General features: G+C 66.8%; 13 protein-coding genes and 3 pseudogenes. 9 read left to right on the top strand and 7 right to left on the bottom strand.

Annotated elements, in window-relative coordinates; all coding sequences use genetic code 11:
- Positions 1–525: 525 nt before the first annotated feature.
- Complete coding sequence (locus tag OID54_RS00640) at positions 526–804, bottom strand: hypothetical protein (RefSeq protein ID WP_329012268.1); 279 nt, start codon at positions 802–804, stop codon at positions 526–528.
- Positions 805–1989: 1185 nt separating this feature from the next.
- On the opposite strand from OID54_RS00640, the gene OID54_RS00635 reads away from it, so the two are divergent.
- Together OID54_RS00635 and OID54_RS00630 are read left to right on the top strand one after the other, a co-directional pair.
- Positions 1990–2466, top strand: a complete 477-nt coding sequence (locus OID54_RS00635; protein ID WP_329027188.1) for an RICIN domain-containing protein — start codon at positions 1990–1992, stop codon at positions 2464–2466.
- A gap of 1308 nt (positions 2467–3774) precedes the next feature.
- Positions 3775–4494, top strand: coding sequence for a class I SAM-dependent methyltransferase (locus tag OID54_RS00630; protein WP_329012265.1), 720 nt, complete (start codon positions 3775–3777; stop codon positions 4492–4494).
- 754 nt (positions 4495–5248) lie between these two features.
- Here OID54_RS00630 and OID54_RS00625 read toward each other — a convergent pair.
- Positions 5249–5956, bottom strand: coding sequence for a 2OG-Fe(II) oxygenase (locus OID54_RS00625; RefSeq protein WP_329012262.1), 708 nt, complete (start codon positions 5954–5956; stop codon positions 5249–5251).
- A 1333-nt stretch (positions 5957–7289) separates the two neighbouring features.
- Between OID54_RS00625 and OID54_RS00620 the strand changes: the two genes are divergently transcribed.
- Positions 7290–7688, top strand: a complete 399-nt coding sequence (locus tag OID54_RS00620) for a hypothetical protein (RefSeq protein ID WP_329012259.1) — start codon at positions 7290–7292, stop codon at positions 7686–7688.
- A 156-nt stretch (positions 7689–7844) separates the two neighbouring features.
- Here OID54_RS00620 and OID54_RS00615 read toward each other — a convergent pair whose 3' ends face one another.
- From OID54_RS00615 to OID54_RS00605, 3 genes are read right to left on the bottom strand one after another with little or no spacing between them, the layout of a single operon-like run.
- Positions 7845–8306 (bottom strand): hypothetical protein, encoded by a 462-nt coding sequence (locus tag OID54_RS00615; RefSeq protein ID WP_329012256.1) that lies wholly within the window; start codon positions 8304–8306, stop codon positions 7845–7847.
- Positions 8306–8896: a transposase gene (locus OID54_RS00610; RefSeq protein WP_329012253.1), complete on the bottom strand. Its 591-nt coding sequence runs from the start codon at positions 8894–8896 to the stop codon at positions 8306–8308. Before OID54_RS00610 ends, OID54_RS00615 begins: the two co-directional genes overlap by 1 nt.
- Complete coding sequence (locus tag OID54_RS00605) at positions 8893–9408, bottom strand: winged helix-turn-helix domain-containing protein (protein WP_329012250.1); 516 nt, start codon at positions 9406–9408, stop codon at positions 8893–8895. Before OID54_RS00605 ends, OID54_RS00610 begins: the two co-directional genes overlap by 4 nt.
- A gap of 662 nt (positions 9409–10070) precedes the next feature.
- Between OID54_RS00605 and OID54_RS00600 the strand changes: the two genes are divergently transcribed.
- From OID54_RS00600 to OID54_RS00580, 5 genes and pseudogenes are all read left to right on the top strand, one after another.
- Positions 10071–10226, top strand: a complete 156-nt coding sequence (locus OID54_RS00600; RefSeq protein WP_329012248.1) for a hypothetical protein — start codon at positions 10071–10073, stop codon at positions 10224–10226.
- Positions 10223–10459 (top strand): hypothetical protein, encoded by a 237-nt coding sequence (locus OID54_RS00595; protein ID WP_329012245.1) that lies wholly within the window; start codon positions 10223–10225, stop codon positions 10457–10459. The genes OID54_RS00600 and OID54_RS00595 overlap by 4 nt, the downstream gene beginning before the upstream one ends.
- A gap of 257 nt (positions 10460–10716) precedes the next feature.
- Positions 10717–11031: pseudogene (locus tag OID54_RS00590) on the top strand (transposase); the annotation flags it as partial.
- Between the two features lie 592 nt (positions 11032–11623).
- Positions 11624–13150, top strand: coding sequence for a group II intron reverse transcriptase/maturase (gene ltrA, locus OID54_RS00585; RefSeq protein WP_329012243.1), 1527 nt, complete (start codon positions 11624–11626; stop codon positions 13148–13150).
- A gap of 109 nt (positions 13151–13259) precedes the next feature.
- Positions 13260–14162 (top strand): annotated as a pseudogene (locus OID54_RS00580) (IS701 family transposase); the annotation flags it as partial.
- A 281-nt stretch (positions 14163–14443) separates the two neighbouring features.
- On the opposite strand, the gene OID54_RS00575 reads toward OID54_RS00580, so the two are convergent.
- Positions 14444–15349, bottom strand: a complete 906-nt coding sequence (locus OID54_RS00575) for a MerR family transcriptional regulator (protein WP_329012240.1) — start codon at positions 15347–15349, stop codon at positions 14444–14446.
- Positions 15350–15478: 129 nt separating this feature from the next.
- Positions 15479–16378, bottom strand: a complete 900-nt coding sequence (locus tag OID54_RS00570) for an aminoglycoside phosphotransferase family protein (protein ID WP_329012237.1) — start codon at positions 16376–16378, stop codon at positions 15479–15481.
- Positions 16379–16900: 522 nt separating this feature from the next.
- Between OID54_RS00570 and OID54_RS00565 the strand changes: the two are divergent.
- Positions 16901–17895: pseudogene (locus tag OID54_RS00565) on the top strand (aminoacyl--tRNA ligase-related protein); the annotation flags it as partial.
- Positions 17896–17993 lie beyond the last annotated feature (98 nt).

Below are 17993 nucleotides of genomic sequence, written 5' to 3'. Positions count from 1 at the left end.
CCATCCTTCGAGCCCGGCTGGACTTTCATCGCCGCGACCTGAACCCGGTTCCTTCTCCACGCTCCGGCCACGGTGAGAGTGGGCAGCAGGGTGGCAGATCGTGCACCGGGCCGGTCTCGTGTTCGCCGCCGGCTGCGCAACGTGTTCCCGCGTCCGACCTCCGAGCCACCTGCCGTCGAAGCCGCTCCCCGCCGCCCGTCGCGGCGGGCCTCTCACACCAACCCGGCTCCTCTCACCGGCTTGCGCATCTTCGCGGTGACACTAGGCGGAGCCGGGTACAAACCCGGTACCAAGACCGCTCGGACGGAGCCCACCTTCCGCGACACTGACCGCGCCCGGAACCTTCTGGCCGCCGCCTCTTGGCCGCCTCCGGCTGCCGCGCCGTGGGCCGGGGGACGGGATCATGCTCTGGTGCGGCGGGACGGGAGCACTGCCCCGGATGCCGTGTCCGTGGAAATCGGTACGGCCGGCCCCGTTGACCGAGCCGGTCCGGGTGCACTCGGCCCCGGTCGCACCCGGGCCGGCTCAGTCGATGACAGTGGAGAGCGCACCTGCCCGAGCAGAGGCGCCGAGTGAGATGTCGCAGTCGAGGGTCCAGCAGTTGTAGCTCGCGTGGATGGTCAGACCGGACTGGTTGAGGTTGCTCCGGGGCGCCGAGGTGCAGACTTCGCCGGTGGCGCAACCGCTGACAGAGGCCCATGCCGCGGCCTCGGCCGTGGTGATCACACCGGTGAGGAGAGCGGCGGCCGCGGTCGTCAGGACCACGGCGCGACGGACCGCCGGCATCCGGGGCGGAGAGGTCATCACAGCGGAAACTCCTTGGCAGCGAGGCCGGACAGGGGAGACGGTCCTCATCACGGCGGGCGGCTCGCGTCCTGCGCCGAGTTGGGGTGAGGCATGCTGGGCGGTGCTCGTGCGGGGCCGTGGCGCGGAACGCCTCTTCCGGATCCCAAACCGGGTGTACGGCCAAGGCCCGCCAAGGCACCGCACACCACGATCGCCCTCGCGGGGACCGGCGCCTTCGGTGCTGCCGGCGGGTGACGGTGTCGCCCGTCGGCGGTGCGCGGCGCGGGTCCCGGCACGGGCAAGGGGATCGGCTGGGTCAGCTGCCGTGGATCAGGGTCAGGATGTCTTTCGTCGATGGCGATGATGTCGTCGATGATCATGGGAGTGAGTTCTCTCTTGTGAGGGGTGACGGGAACGGGCGTGGCACCTTGGCGCGGGCCCTTGTACGGAGGTGGAGGGCGCTGGTCGCGTGATGCCCAGTAGTGGTCCGCATCGTCGGCCTCAGCCGGCGGTGAGCGCGTTGACGAGCGGTCCGACGAGCGGTCCGAGGGCATCGATCACGGTGATGAGCTGGTCGACCCAGTTCATAAACTGTCCTGCCTTTCCGAACTCTGGTGATATGGAGGGACAGTCTGCTCATCACCCCGGTTCGGCGGGTCTGTTGTGCGGTTCAAACCACCCGCACGGGCGATCCTGGGGGTGGAGGAGGTGGATCCAGCTGCGGGAGCCGGTATCGGCCGGGTCCGGCAGGCGGTGAACTCTGTCTTCGAACCGCAGGCGGGCTCTCCCGCTCGGGCGCTCGCTCGCCGCGTTCACCCACGGGTGGGGTTTGGACAGGGAACGACCGACCCGGCCCCACTGCGGCGAGATGCTGCCTCTACCCGTAGGACTGTCACACAAGAGAGGACTGGACGCTATGACCACCATGAACTGGGTGGACGACGTCATCGCCGTCATCGAGCACCTGCTACCCGTCATCGTGCCCATCGTCACCAGCCTTGCCTGATGACCACTGAGCCGCTTTCGGCCCGAAGCTCACGCAGGCCGGCAGAGGCAGGGCACCTCAGGCACGACCGCAGGCCCTCCTGAACTCCGGCCCGCCACCCGGCAGGCCACTCACCGCGGCCGCCCGGCCCGGGGCGGTACGGGGAACCGGCTGCCACCCTCGTACCGTCCCGGTTCCGGACCGTCCCCGCGCCCTTTCTGCTGGAAGGTCCCTCATGCGCAAGCGTCTTCTCGCGACCCTGCATCGGGCTGGCTCTGACCCTGTCCGCCGCCCTGGCCCAGGCCGCTCCTGCACCCGGTACCTACACGGTGACCGTGGCGCACTCGGGCAAGTGCCTGGACATCGCCAACGCCTCCGCGGCCAACGGGGCGGTGCTGGTGCAGAACACCTGCAACGGCAGCCCCTCCCAGCGCTTCACCGTCGGCAAGTACGCCAACGCCGACACCAATTTCATCCGGACATTCGCCGGGAAGTGCCTTACCCGCGACCCCTGGTCCGAGACGGCGGTGTCCGTGACCCAGTGGGGCTGTATCCACAACCACAGCCAGCAGTTGCAGTTCACGGCCTACCACCCCTGGCAGGGCGAGGCCATCAACACCCTCGACTGGAAGGGCAACCCCGACTCTGCTTCCACGTACACAACGCCGCCACCGGCGACGGCACCGACATCCTGACCCAACCCTGCAACACCCCCGGCTCAGGGGGACGCAACGACACCTTCCTCTTCCACCCCGCCTGGCCGTACCGGTGACCGGAACGCCACACTCCCGGCCATCGGTGCAGCCGGACTCACCGCGCGTGCCGTGTAGGGGGAGGCGCCGTCCGGTGCGATGGTTTCGCCGATGATCCGCGTGGACGGCGGGCCAGACAGCAACTGCCCGGAGGGCGACCGCTCCGTGAGCACCGCCGGATCTGCGGGCACTGTTCCGGCGGATGCCGGCCCCATCCCGCGGTCAGGGCACCCGCGATGACCATCCCCGAGACTGCTGCCCGCACCACTGATCCGGTCAGTGGCCCGAACCTGTTGATCACCCGTCGCATGTACCCGCCCGATCCTCCGCCCGGCTCCGACCTGGACAGAGCCGCATACGCAAAAGCCTGCCCAGCCGCAGGCCCGGTCCGAGGGCGTAACAGGCTGCCGCGCACGAATGACGCGCGCGCGGGGCGCACTCGCCTCGGAGCCCGCGGGGAACAGGAGAGGGGCAGAGACGCGGCGGCCCTCTGGCCGGGGCAGGACAAACGCTGGACCGAGTGGTCGGCGTCGTGCGGGCGGACCACGAGCGAGGAGATCGTGTCATCGAGGCCGTCGCCGACGTACGGAGTGTCCGTGGTGAAGGCGTCGGCTTTGCCGCCGAAGTCGTCCTCCCCTCAGCTGACGGCCGCCTGCCGTACCTCTCAAGGGCACCACCCGCTGCGCCCGGAACCGTGCCCGCCTCGTACGAGCCCTCAACACGCTGCTGGACCGCCCTATCGAACCCTCCCCGGCTGCCATGTAGTTCACGGCGTGGGGGAGTGCATGGGGCACCCAGTAGCGGGCGACGTGCGGTGTCCCCGCACGGGCGGGTCGGTGGGCTGAAAGAGGTCCGGGGCAGGCGATGCGCGGCACAGTGCGCCCGGCGAACTCCTCGATCGAGGATCGGGTCTCATATGGTGTTGCCGGCTTTGCGCCGGGTTTCTGGGAAGTGCCGCCGGGCGGCTGCTGGTGCGCTGGCCGCGACCTGGTCCCGCCGGGTTCTGTCGGCGGGACCGGCCGGTTCACTTCGTGTGCAGGGGGGGCAGGAGCGCGTCGAGGGCGGCACACTGGGGCGGTTGCCTGGTGGCTGGGTATGCCAGGCTGTCGGCCGTGCTCGCCCTCGGCACCGGCGCCTGGGATGGGACTCCTTCCCCGGTGGCTCGGAGGCTGGGTGAGGCGTCCGTCGGATAGCCATCAGGGACACCGGACTCCCGCACACCGATCCGCCCGCACACCGCGAGGAGACTCCATGACCGTATCCGACCGCTACCGCACCGCGTGGGAAGGCTTCTGGGAGCAGAGTTCCGGCGAGCAGGGCGAACCCTTCTGGGACGCGGATCCGGCCCTGACAGCGCGGCGCGACGTCGAGCACCTCACCCCGTACGCCGACCACTGCCTGCCGGTCGCCGACCTCGGGTGCGGCAACGGCACCCAGACCCGCTTTCTCGCCACCTGCTTCACCCTCGCCGTTGGCGTCGACCTCTCCGCCGCCGCCATCGCCCACGCCCGCCGGACCGATCCGAGCGGAGCCGCGACGTACGAGCAGCTCAACCTCGCCGACCCGATGCAGACCGGCGCGCTGCACGAGCGCCTCGGCGACACCAACATCTACATGCGCGCCGTACTGCACCAGAGCGACCCCGAGGACCGCCCCGCGGTAGCCGCCGCCGTCGCCCAGCTTGTCGGCGCGCACGGTAGGGCCCTGATCCTGGAGCCGACCGGTCAGGCCAAGGCGGTCATCGCCGCCGTCGCTGCTCAGCCCGGCGGCCCCTCCCTCAAACTGCGCCGTGTCAAGGAACACGACCTGCGCCCCGGCGAAGTCGCTGAGGGCGAAGTCGCCGCCCTGCTGCGGGCAGCGGGGCTCACCGTCCTCGGCGAGGGCGCCACTGCCCTCGCCATGAGCGAGACCCGCCCGGACGGCTCACCGGTCGAGCTCCCCGCCCGCTGGTTCGTCGCCGGCTGCCTCTGACCTGGATGCTGAGGACCACTGACCTGCGACGTCCCATGTTCGCTGTCACAAAGTGGCGTTGTCCCAATTTCGCTGACGCCCGTCCCTGCTTCGCCGACACAGGTCGACTGGGCCTGTGTCGGCTGCAACACACTGGTGCGACGGCCCCTCGCGTCGCACGCCTGACCTACAGAAACCGGGCGCATCGGAGATCTGGCCGAGTGCGTTGCAGCTCAGGAACGAGCAGCACGAGGCCCCGGGCGTTTGCTGCCCGGGGCCTGGCGGTGCACTTCGCTTGACCGTCGGGTTCAACGACCGGCTGCGGGCGGTGTCACGCCCATTCGCTCCTGCTCCCGGAGAACGGTCCGCTGGTGGTCGGTGAGCCGCTCCAGCCGCTGCTTGGTGATGGTGGCGAACGCACCGAGCTGCTGACTCTTGCTTCGTTGCCCGGGTGGATTCTCGCTGGGATGCCTGAGTGGTAGGGGGTGAATCTCCTGGTGGCAGAGCACGATTTACGCGCCGCGGTAGCGCGCTTGCTGAGAAATCTGCGTACTGCCTCGTGAAAAAAGCCTGTTCAGCGACGCGGGAATCCCCGCCGTACGGCCCCTCGTCCGGGCCTTGCGGGCTGCCTCGCTACCGCGCCCACTCCATCCCGAGCTCGGCGGGTGCGGCGAGCTGTGCCCGGTCGGGTTTGTCGCGGCATGGCTGTCTCCCCGCGGGAAGTGGGAGACAGCCTCTCACTGTTCCGATGGATGCAGGATGTCGCTGTGTGGGGTTATTCGGCCGGCAGTCTGGTCATCCAGCCGTTGATGGCGAAGCGGCTGTCCTCGTGTTGCTTGCTCGGGCAGCTCACCGGCCGCACCTCGTGCCAGGCCGAGGGCCGGAAGAACACAATGCTGTCGTGCTGGGGTTCGTAGTCCCGCCAGGTGCGGCTTTCCCAGGTCGCTTTCCCTTCGCTGCTCACCGGAAGGGAGATGTCGTACACCCGCAAGTCACCACCCTGGAAAGGCCGGGGCGACCGGTTGAGGTAGTACACGAAAGTCAGCACACGATCCGGTTGAAAGTCATGTGTGCAGTCCTGATGCGGGCCGTAGAAGTCGCCGTCGTTGTGTACGTTCAGACCGTAGAGGGGAACCGTGTTCTCACAGGAGAGGCCGAGCGTGTGCTCGACCACCTCCCTTACCTCCTCGATCGCCGACAGCAATTCCGCCGCCTCGAAACTGTGGTTGGTCCGTGAACGGCGAATGCGGGTGTCCACGTCCCGGGTGCTGCGCACCGTCGAGGGTTGAAGGCTGCCGACACCCAGAGCCGTGACGCGATCGAGCAGGGTCTGGGATACCTCCGGGCCGAGGAAGTCGGTGATCCGGCACACGGTCACGGGTAGCCGCCACAGAGCATCCCCGCACACGGGCGACCGGTCCGCTGCCGGTTCTGTCTTCTGCGCCACGATGTCTGCCTTCTTCATGATGTCCTGAGTCGTCATCGATTCCCGCCTCGCCGAGGTTCACTTCCGGAAATTCCAGCTTGCAGGACCCGCCATGTGCCGCATCCGATTTCCCCGCCCAGCGTCGTCGCAATTACTCCAGAAAGACCAGCCTTCAGCTCAGGTGAGCGAATTGAGGCGTGCCGCAACGACCGTCTGCAGTTGCTGGGATATCAACATCAATGCGGTTCGCTGCGGACCGCTCTCCACCGAGGAGGAATCGATTTGATTTACAAGGCTGCCGCTGTAGCGGCCGCCATGGGCGGCCTCGTACTGGCCGACGCGAACTGGGCCGTTGCCGACACTGGGGAGTACAGCTCTCACCAGATTGACAGCAGCGTAGTTCGTTCCATGGCAGAGAAGGGCATCGAGTCTGCCGCCGCCGAAGCCGACGGCGCACCCGGGGCACGCAACTCCGACTTCCTCCGCAGCCTGGTCTCCTCCTGGGGAGCCGGGCAGGAGTTTCCCAAGCCGCCACCCAAGCCATGCCAGTCGTGCCCGCCCGGTCCCGCTGGCCCGCCGGGAGCTGATGGTGCGCCGGGTCCGGCTGGTCCGGCGGGAACCAATGGCCTTGATGGTGCGCCGGGTCCGGCTGGTCCGGCTGGTCCGGCGGGAACCAATGGCCTTGATGGTGCGCCGGGTCCGGCTGGTCCGGCTGGTCCGCCTGGAGCCAACGGTCTCGACGGTGAAATCGGCCCGACTGGCCCGACCGGCCCGCCTGGAGCTAACGGTCTTGATGGTGCGCAGGGTCCCGCTGGCCCGACCGGCCCGCCTGGTCCGGTCGGCGACTCTGGTCCGCCTGGAGCCAACGGCCTTGACGGTGAAATCGGCCCGACTGGCCCGACTGGCCCGACCGGCCCGCCTGGACCTCCCGGACCTCCCGGACCTCCTGGACTGTAGAGGGGCGAACACCGCAGTAGAGCCCGGGGCTTGACACGCACAACGCGTATCAGGCCCCGTTGGGCTGACTCTCGCTTCGTCGCCCAGGTAAATTCTCACTGAGATGTCCGACCGGTAGGGAGATGAATCTCCTGGTGGCAGGACATGGGCTACGTATAGCGGCAGCACACTTGATGAGAAGTCTGCGTGCTGGCTCGTGAGAGAGGCGTGTTCAGCGTCGCGGGGATCCTCCCAGACCCACGCCCTCTCACCCGCACCCTGCTGCTGCCGTCGTAACGGACACCCTCGACGGTCTGCTGGAGCTGGAGGTCCTGCTGCTCCTGACGCGCCAGATTGCGTGACCAAGATTTGAAGTCGCAGTTCCCTGACGAACTCGGTGGGGATCTGGCCCTGTTCACCCGAGCCGAGATTGGTTGACCGGAGGTTTCCACCCATGTTGATCACGACTACTGCGCTGATGGGCATGCCGTACAAGCTGGACCTGACGCCGACCGCGACGAAGGCCCTCTCGGTGATGGTCGATCGCTCGGAGTCGGGCGGCGAGGTGCACATGAACCAGGCTGAGATCGACGACATCCTTCAGGTGGGTCCTTCGTCGATGAGCAGGGCGATGGGTTTGCTGGTGCAGCGGGGCTTGGTCCTTCGATCAGGGAAGGGGCGTGGGCACAGCTACGCGCTGAACCCGGCCATCGCTGGTTACACCAGCGCGGATGAACTCACCGCTGAGATGAGCCATCAACTGGCGCAGGGTGGGCCGCCGCCCATCTTGATTCCCAAGTACCAGGTCGAGCCCCCCAAGCCCGGTACCGGTGGATTGCATGCCGTCGCGTAGCACTCGGCACCACGCAGCAATGCCTCAGCGGAAGAAGACTGCTGGGGCCTTGCTGCACCTGTTCGCAAAGACGTGAGATCAGGCATGTCCGCAGGCAAGTTCGTAAACACCGGATTCGAACCTGACCATGGGCACGGCATGCGGCCCGGGGCTCTGCTAGGTGCCGTCGGGTGCTGGGAGTTGCATTTGTCTGGCACGTGAGACCCAGTGGATTCGCTGCCGCGGTGGCAGCAAGGTGTGCTCCAGGGTGCGCAGCCCCGAGCCTTCGGATATGTGCCAGGGTGCGATCATCCATAGTCCGTCATGGTCGGGTACGGGTACGACTGGACAGCCTGTCAGGGTCAGGTCCCAGCGATCCGTGCTGCCGTTGTCGCGGTCGTCTGCCACCATCACCGTGCCGAGCACCTTGTGGGGCAGTTCCTCGTTGGCTTCCCTCGCTAGGAAGTTCTCCGAGAGTTGCTTGATGGTGAAATCACGTTGCAGGTAGACCTCTGGACTACTGTCGCTGGGTTCGATGACCATGACGCCGGCGGCGCTGGGGCGGGTGTTGTCGTCGACGATGACCAGGTCGCCCTCGAAGCGAGCTTCCAGGCGCCGGTCGCTGAGGTTCTCCAGCACTACTGATCTTTTCGTAAGTTCGGTGGGTGTGGTGGGTGGATGGTCAGGCCAGTGTGGGCGAGGAATGACCATGGCAATTGTGGGTTGTGGTTGATGCGGCGGATGCCTTGCTCGGTGGCATCGGCGACATCGGCCAGGTGGTCGCCGGCGAGGTTGGCGAGTTCACGCTTCTTGAGCGAGGACCACAACAACTCCACCGGGTTCAGCTCGGGAGCGTAGGCGGGCAGTCGCTCCAGGGTGAGCCAGTCCTGCTCGGCGACCCAGGCCCGCATCGCCCGGCTCCAATGGGCGGACAGGCCGTCCCAGACCAGGACCACCCGCTCACCACGGTAGAACACCTTCATCTGTTCCAGAACCTCGATGAGGGCCGTGGTGTCGTAGCTGCCGGGCTTGAGGTGGAAGCACAGGCGCGCCCCTCGACCGGGGTCGGTGGCGTGGTAGCCCAGGGCCCCGGCCATCGACGCGCGCTTCCAGTTCAGCCGGTGCCGCAGGAGCGGAGTCCGCCCTCGGGGCGAGTAGGTTCGGCGGATCTGAGGGAGTAGGGAGACTCCTGATTCGTCGAGGAAGACGATCCAGGCACGTGTGTTCACGGCCCCTTTTTGATGCGCGGCCACTCGTGCGCGATCCAGCGGGCGATCTCAGACTCGTCCCGCTCGACAGCCCGACGCTCGGGCCGCTGCAGACTCCATCCGAGCCGGCCGGTCAGCAGCCGCCACACCGACGCCCTCGACAGCACCACCCCCGTCACCCGTTCCACAACCACGCCGACTCGTTCCAGGGTCCACAGATCGGCCTCGAAACCATGAGCCCGGGCACCTTGCTCCAGCGCGGCCCGGACCATCTCGACCTGAGTGTCATCCAGCTTGGGCGGGCGTCCGGTGGCTGCCCGTCTCCGCAGGGCCGAAGCACCGCCTTGCTCCCACACCCGCCGCCAACGCCGCACACTCTCAGCACACACCCCCACCGCCCGCGCGATCTCCGCATTCGAGACACCGCCCTCGAACAACTCGACTGCCCGAACACGACGAGCCTCCGCCAACTGAGGCCGCGACAAAGGAGGAAGGGAGGAGCCGGCAACCGAAGGGGCAGGTTGATACGCCACCCCAACAGCCTCCCACCCACACCGCCACCACACCCACCGAACTTACGAAAAGATCAGTAGAACCTGTTGCAAAACGAGACGGTTGCTTCCATCCTGTTCCGCAGGGAAGTGCCACTTATGGCCCACCGGCCACGTATTGCACGGCATCCCGCTGCTGTTCCAGGCCAAAGGTTCCCACGGAGGAGTCCTCAGCTTGAGATGGATGCTCGGGGCCTGAGAGTCGAGCCGGCTGCGTATCGCGTCTGCGGTCATGAGCTGGCTGACTTTCAGCGAGGCCCGTGTGAGGTATCCCTGCCACGCAAGGACACCGAACGCCGCTGTGCTGCCGATCGAGCTGAGGGCGACCCAGAAGGTGTCTGACATGGCGGTGATTCTGGTCTATAGGCGCCGATGATCGGACCAAACGCTGAATCTGGGGGAGATGCCGCTGGGCGGAATCCCATGGCCGCCCCAGCCTGAAAGGGGTGCACAGCAAAGCGGTACTCATCGCTGCGAAGCCTGCGCATTGGTGATCATATAGTAGCAGTGCGTGATATTTGTTCGGCTCGTGGATGCACGAACGGTGCATCCCGAGCGCTCTATAGTTCGAGAGCGCAGTCTCTCCGGCGCCGGTCCGGTCTGGTCGGCGCTGTTGGTCTATAAGCGAGGGAGATCTCAGATCCGTGAGCGATTACGTCGTAGGCGGCTGGGACTGGGCCGTGCTGCTGGTCCTGGGGAGGGTGTTCGGTGCCGACGCCTTCGCCTTGCTGCGGTGGCTCGCCGCGGCCGGGGTACGGCTGGGGACAGCCGAACTTGCCCGGGAGGACGGGGCTCAGTGACCGAGGAAATCCCTCAATTCTCCGGCCACGTCGCTGCTCTTCCTGCTCTTCCTGGCCTTCCGTCCGACTTCCGGGCCTTTCATCAGCTGTACCGGGCTCCCTACGTGCGGTGGGCGGAGCTGTTTCTCGGTTCGTGGGCTGATGCCGAAGAGGCCGTCGACCTCGCCTTCGAGCAACTCGCTCTCGACTGGCTTCAGGTGCTTAGCCAGCCGGTTCCGCAGGCGTATGCGTAGCGCGTGGTGAAGAACAGGACGATCAACATTGCGCGGGCGCGGGACCGGCGCCCCACCGTCATGGACACCGCGGCGTTCGAGACACGCGATCTGCACGCGGCCTCCGATCCGATCGCCGAGCTAGTACTCCAGTTGCAGTTCGCTATCGCTGCTGGTCAGAGCCGTGTTCTTGAGTCTACTCGGCTGACGTTCCGTCAGGTTGCGGGAGTTCGTGACCTCGCGTGCGGCAGGCAGTTGTGCCTATCGTGAAAGACGATGTGCAGCCTGATGTCTGGTCCGCGGAGTTGGAAGAAGTACTCGTGGGGGTCGGCCACCGGTTCGGTCGGGTGGATCTGCGGCGGCGGATGCGCGCCTATGTGCATGGCCTGATCGGCCCGGTGGGCCGCAAGAACAGCTGGCAGCTGGCCGAACATGCCGGTTTCCGCACTCCCGCAGGTTTGCAGCACCTGTTGAGCCGGGCCTGCTGGGATCCCGACGAGGTACGCGATGACCTGCAGGAATACGTCGCCGAGAGACTCGGGGACCCCGCTGGAGTACTGATCGTCGACGACACGGGGTGTGCGCCACGAGGCGCTGAGGAATCGAGCGGGAGGGAGAACCCGCCGCTGGTCATCGCAGTGACCGGTTGAAGCTGGAGGCAGGCGGAGCCCTGGGTTGGGGGTGGAGCTGGAAGCGGCCTCGACAACGTAGGGGCGGACCGACACCACCAGACGGTTCGTGCCCGCAAGCGAAGACGGAATGGGTGCAAGGAAACTGAATCGGTGGTTGAAGCCCCGTGAGTCGTCAGCGGTCTGCCAAATCTGGTGGATGGATCGCGCCGCAGTGCTGGAGAGTGCTCTATCCGGTGGCCTCTCCTCTCCCGACGTCCTTAGCTCGTGGCACGTCGGGAGGCCCGGACCAATCCTGCGATATGCGGTCCGTGGCGATGCTGCCGGGGTAAAGCCGAGCACCGAAGCCGTCGCAAAGATTCTCAGTGAACGTGGGAAACGACCTGGCATCGCCCTCCCCGTCCGGCAGCCGGCCGGGCGGCGGGCAGGCGCAATGCCCGCTGATGACGCCAGGTCGTGGCGGAGTCGCCGTAGTACTCAGAGGCCGGGAAAGCCGGTCACACGGGAAAGGGCGACAGCGTGATAGCAGCAGGACTGCTGTCGGGGAGGAACGTTGTTGAATAATGACGTGCCGTCGACAACAACTTGGCCGGGCAGTATGACGGCCGAGCGACGGGTACTCGATCACCAGATCAAGCTGCATCGATGGGCAAGGAGCGAGCCGGATCGCCGGTTCGATGATGTATTCAACTTGATCTGTGACCGGGCCACATTATTGGTGGCCTGGGAACGGGTTTCCGGCAACCGGGGTGCCAGGACAGCGGGCGTGGATGGGGTCACTCGTTATCACGTCGAGGAACGTCATGGATTGATACCGTTCCTGGAGGAGCTTCGCTCTTCGCTCAAGGACGGGTCCTTCGCAGCGCTTCCGGTCAAGCAGGCGGTGATTCCCAAGAAAGACGGAAAGGTTCGATACTTGGGCATCCCGACTCTGCGCGACCGGGTGGCGCAGATGGCGCTCAAGCTGGTTCTGGAACCGATCTTCGAGGTCGATTTCTATCCGTCAAGTTACGGATATCGGCCTGGCCGTCGGGCTCAGGATGCCATCGCCGAGATCCACCACTTCACCAGCAAGCCGTCGAACTACGAGTGGGGCATCGAGGGCGACATCAAGGCTTGCTTCGACAACGTCGATCACCATGTCCTGATGGATCTGGTGGCCGAGCGTGTCAAGGACCGTAGGGTTCTGCGGTTGGTCAGCGCGTTTCTGCGGGCCGGAGTTGTCGAATTGCAGGGTGGGTTCGCGGAGTCCCTCACCGGAACTCCGCAAGGAGGAGTCGCGTCACCGCTGTTGGCCAACATCTATCTCTCCGTCCTGGACCGGCATTTCTCGCTGATCTGGGACACCGAGATGCCCCCGGCCTGGCGTCGGCAGAATCGGCGTCGCAAGGGGCTGCCAAACTTCCGGCTGGTGCGTTATGCCGATGACTTCGTGGTGCTTGTGCACGGCACGAGGGAAGAGGCGGAAGCGCTGAAGGCGGAGATCGGTGGGCTGCTGGCCAGAAGGCTGCGGATGACTCTTTCGGACGAGAAGACCCACATCACACACATCGATGACGGGTTCGTCTTCCTGGGCTTCCACATCCAGCGCAGGCTCTGGGGCGGCGGTCGTCGTGTTGTGCTCACCATTCCGTCCAAGCAGGCTTTGGCGTCGGTGATGCACAAGGTCAAGAAGTTGACGAGGCGCGGCATGACTTCGCTCTCGTTGGAGGAGGTGCTGCGGGCGGTCAACCCGGTCCTTCGTGGCTGGTCGGCCTATTTTCGCTACGGCGTCTCGAAGAAGACGTTCTCGTACCTCGGCTGGTACGCGTGGCGGAGAATGAATCTCTGGATTCGCCGCAAGCACCCCCGCATGACCTGGAAACAGATGCGACGCCGATATTTTCCGGCGGACAGCATCGCAGAGGGCGGGATCGTCCTCTACAACCCGGCGAAGATGAAGGTCGAACGCTACCGCTTCCGCGGAGCGCAGATCAGCACGCCTTACAACATCGACGAGGTCGATCCACGCGGGGCACGCTTCCGCCGGACCAGCCACGACGATGTGGCCTTCGTCGGCCAGGTCAGCGAATACCTCGCCTGATCCATCGGATCGCGTGGAGAGCCGGATGCTCGGCCAACGGGCACGTCCGGTTCGGCGGGCGGGGATGGGAAAGCCGACACCCGAAAAGGTGCACGGCGTCCCGTCCCCGACCCAACTCCTCAAGAAGGGCACGGTCTCGGCCGGAGTGCAGCGCCAATACTCCGGCACGGCGGGCCGCACGGAGAATTGCCAGATCGGGGTCTTCGCCGCCTACGCCTCACCCAAGGGCCGGGCCCTGGTGGACCGGGAGCTGTATCTGCCCAAGTCCTGGATGTCCGACCGGGATCGCTGCCGGGCAGCGAGGATCCCCGACGAACGGGAGTTCGCCACCAAGGGTGACCTGGCCAAGGCCATGGTGATGCGGGCACTGGCCTCACCGCTGCCCATCGCCTGGGTGACCGCGGACTCCGCCTACGGCCAGGAATGGCGGCTGCGCCGCATGCTGGAGGAGGCCGGCGTCGGATACGTCCTGGCCGTGCCGAAGTCCCAGCACGTCCACGCCCTGGGCCGCATCGACTTCGCCATCGCCCAGGCACCCGACGACGCCTGGGAACGCCACTCCTGCGGCAACGGCGCCAAAGGCCCGCGCGTCTATGACTGGGCCGCAGCCCAACTGCCCGCCATCGACGACTTCGACGGCGATCAGCCCACCTACCAACGCTGGGTCCTGGCCCGCCGCAGCCTGACCCGCCCGGACGAGATCGCCTACTACCTCGCCTACGCACCCAACGGCACCGCCGTCGCCGAGCTCGTGCGCATCGCCGGGACCCGCTGGGCGATCGAGGAAGCCTTCCAGGCCGCGAAGAACGAATGCGGCCTCGACCAGTACGAGGTCCGCCGGTATCCGGGCTGGTACCGGCACATCACCCTGGCCATGCTCGCCCACGCCTTCCTCGCCGCCATGGCATCAGCGGCAGCCGAAAAGGGGGCGGCAGAAACGGTTCCGGCACTCTTGCACCGCTCACCGTGGCAGAAATCCGGCGACTCATGGCAGTTGACCGTCCCTCACTGACGCACTTTCAGCGAGCAGGCCACGCGCTGAGCTGGTCCCGCTGGCGCCGCCGTCACCAAGCCATCGCCAGACGCTGCCACTACCGCCGCCGCACACGAGGTCACGAACTCCCGCAACCTGACGGGACGTCAGCCAAGTAGACTCAAGAACACGGCTCTGACCAGCAGTGATAGCGAACTGCAACTGGAGTACTAGACAGCTCCACCACACCGGAGGTCTTCGCCATGATCAAGACCCGACACTGTCAACAACGCTCGTGATCAATACAGCCAGGTCGTGTTCTAGGAAGCGGGTGACTCGTGGGCGGCGAGTTCTTCGGCCAATTCCATGCAGCGCAGGCGGGCCGGGGAGAAGTTGTAGGGCATCTTTCCTGTGGCTTCGAAGGCGCTCATGGACTCTTGCCCCCTGCCTGTGCTTTGGCTGACGTCGTCCTCCCTCTCATCAGCGGTTGCGGGGTGCAAGGTGTCCCAGGAGTCGAAGAGTGCGTCGTCGCTCTCCGCGAGGCCGGAATCCTCGATGACGGCGTGCAGCGCCATTTCGAAGGCGTGCCGTTCGGAAGCCACCCGGGCCACGCGGGGGTCATCGACAGCGATCGTGTCATCGAGTGCTTCCTCGGAGGCATCGATACGGTCGGAGTCCTCACGCAGCTCCGGGTGAGTGGCCAGGGCGACGAAACGGGTTGCCTGGACGGCCGCACCGAGCGGGCCGAAGATCCGCTCGGTGACCAGCAGGCTGTCCAGATCCGCCTGGCGCAGCGAGCCCTCGGGCAGGCTCGTGAGGCGGCTGGTGACGAAGGCGGAGAGCAGACCCATCCTGCTGCCCTCGGTACGCATGCGCTGCACGGCAGTCCGTTGCCGCCGCAGTTCTGCTTCCTGGGCGACGAGGGTTTCTTCCAGCCGTTCCAGCATGCTCGCGATGCCGTCGTCGCTGTCGGCACCGGCGGAAGCCGTGTCGGCGAAGGCGTCACGGATGTCGTCGAGGGCGATCCCGGCATCGGCCATCCTGCGGATCCACAGCAACCGGATCATGTCTTCGTAGCCGTAGCGGCGGCGGCCGTCGCCACCCCGCACGGGCTCGGGGAGCAGGCCGATCTCGTGGTAGTGACGGATCGCCCGCGGTGTGGTGCCGACGAAGGCCGCCGCGTCACCGATCTTGACCTGGCGCGGCGGGATGAAGGACGAATACATGAGCAGGGGCTCCTCAGTGGGGCGGGGCGTGAGTCCACCGGACCACATACCGCTACGGAAGGCGCAACCCGGCCACGCCGCCCGGCACCCGCGCCAGGAGAAGCACCCCTTCCCTGCGACCTCTGCCCTTCAGCCGATCAGAGCCTCGGTGATCTGACGGGTGGTCTGCGCGGCGACCCGCGGATTGACGGCGGCGTAGGAGGTGTAGGCGTTCAGGCCGGTGGCCAGGGCCCAGCCTCGGCCTCGGGTCCAGGTCGCGTCGTCGACACCGAGCGTGGCGCGGAAGGCGGTCCGGCTCCGGGCGGACATCAGGGTGAAGGCGATGGTCAGGTCGCAGGCCGGGTCGCCGATGCCGAGCCCGCCGAAGTCGATGACCGCGCTGAGGCGGCCGTCGACGGTCAGCAGGTTGCCGGTGTGCAAGTCGCCGTGGAACCAGACCGGCTGGCCAACCCATCCGGGGGCACTCAGCGCCGCATCCCACAGCTCGGTCAAGGCCGCGGCGTCGAATGCACCGTCGACCTCCGCGATAGCGGCCCGCGTCGCGCGGTCCCGGTCGGCCAGCGGCCGACCGGTGAGGTCCTCGCAAGCGCCCTCGACCGGGAAGTCGTCGGGAGCGAACGCTTGAAGAGCGGTGAGGAACTGCGCCAGTTGGACGGCGGCAAGGGAGGAGTCGGCCAGTGCCTCGACGGTCGCCACATCGCCGTCCAGCCAGCGGGACACCGCCCACGGCCACGGGTAGTCGAAGCTGGGCTCACCCACCCCCGCCAGTATCGGGATGGCCAACGGCAGATGCGGGGCGAGCCGGGGGAGCCACTCAGACTCCTTCACGGCCTGTCTGATGGCCCCCTCATGGCGGGGCAGCCGGACGGACAGTTCCTCGCCCAGCCGGTAGATCACATGGTCCGAACCGGCTGGGTCGAGCAGCTTGAGAGGCAGCTCGGCCCACTGCGGGAACTGCGTATCGACCAGGCGCCTGGCCAGCGCGGCATCAATCGCGGGGCGGGGGTCCGCGGCTCTCCCGGCTGCCAAGAGCAACTCCTGTGGTGGGCCCGCTCCATGCGGCGGGCAGTCGGAGCCATTGCAGCGCCTTGTGGACTCGTCTGTCGATCGGTTTCCCGACTGGCCGTCCGCTGCACGGGGGCGGAAAAGCCATCCCGCCCAGCGCGGCTCACTACTCGTGCGTGGTGTCCTTGTCGTGCAAGGTCTTCGATGCCCTCCGGGAAGTGAGGGCGGAGGCTGACAGCACCTTCCCCCAACTGTTGGGAGATGTGACGCAGGCGTACCACCACGGTTCATGGTGAAGCGGGTAGTGCACCAAGGTGCAGTTGCCCCGCGAGGTCAATCACCGAGCATGTCGACAAGGCGGATCACTAGCCCAAGAATCAGAGTAGCCGAACCTCTTCACCGGGCCCCGGCGGATTGCAGCCCGGACAAACGGCTGTCCCACCCTTCCAACTCCCTGGCCTGTCCGACCTGTCCGGCGGTCTGCGACCCCTGCGTGACCCAGGCACTCCTGACGAGGAATGACCGTGTGGGCATCTCTGCGCCCTGCTACTTCCCCCGATGGCGCTCGGCGGTGAGCAGGTCGTCCTGCGGCCCAGTCTGTGCCCTCACCACGCAGTGATCTATCGCTCCCGCTCCCACAGCTACCGCGAACTGCCCCTGCGCATGGCCGAGCTGGGTGGCATGTACCGCTCGGACCTCTCGGGCGTGCTCGGCGGGCTGACCCGGGTGCGTGCCATCCAGCTCAACGACGCGCACATCTTCTGCACCCTGGAACAGGTCGCCGGGGAGGCGCAGGCAGCGCTGGAGATGATCCGCCGGGCGTACGAGGCGCTCGGCATCACTCCGACCCGTTACCGGCTCTCACTCCCGGGGCCCGGTGGCAAGTACGTTGCCGCCCCTGAGAAGTGGCAACGGGCCACCGCCCTGCTGACTGACGTCCTCGACCGTTCCGGCCTGCCCTACGAGGCAGCCGAGGCAGAGGCCGCGTTCTACGGCCCCAAGATCGACGTCCAGGTCACCGACGGCGCTGGCCGGGAGTCCACCCTGTCCACTGTCCAGGTCGACTTCCACCAGCCCGAGCAGTTCGACCTGCACTACATCGGCGCGGACGGTGCCAAACACCGCCCCGTCATGGTCCACCGCAGCATCATCGGCAGTGTGGAGCGAGCCATGGCCCATCTCATCGAACAGCACGGTGGGGCCTTCCCCGGCTGGCTGGCCCCCACTCAGCTGGTGATCCTGCCGATCTCCGATACGGAACTGCCCAACGCCGAAGCCCTCGCCCGGCGATGTGCGAGCTCCGGGCTGCGTGCCGAGATTGCAGGACCGGACCGCGGCACCCTGGGCGCGCGTATCCGAGAGGCGCGACTGGTTCCCTACCAAGCCGTCATCGGCGCCAAGGAGGCCGCTGCGATCACGTTGCACTGCGCCTGCGTGACGGCCGCCGACTCGACCCACAGCCGGTCAATGATGCACTCACCCACGTCAGTGCTCTCATCGGGGCCCACAGCACCGACCTGTGGGCCGACCCCACCCCATAGCAGGCGTCGCGGTCAGCGCCTGCTGTCGCACGTTGAGACACAAGAAGCCGGAGAACGTCCGCAGCCACTTCAAGCCGTGGCCCGACGCCATCGCGGCG

It is taken from the genome of Streptomyces sp. NBC_00690, assembly GCF_036226685.1.
Lineage (GTDB): Bacteria > Actinomycetota > Actinomycetes > Streptomycetales > Streptomycetaceae > Streptomyces.
This window is presented reverse-complemented; position numbering and strand designations above follow the sequence as displayed.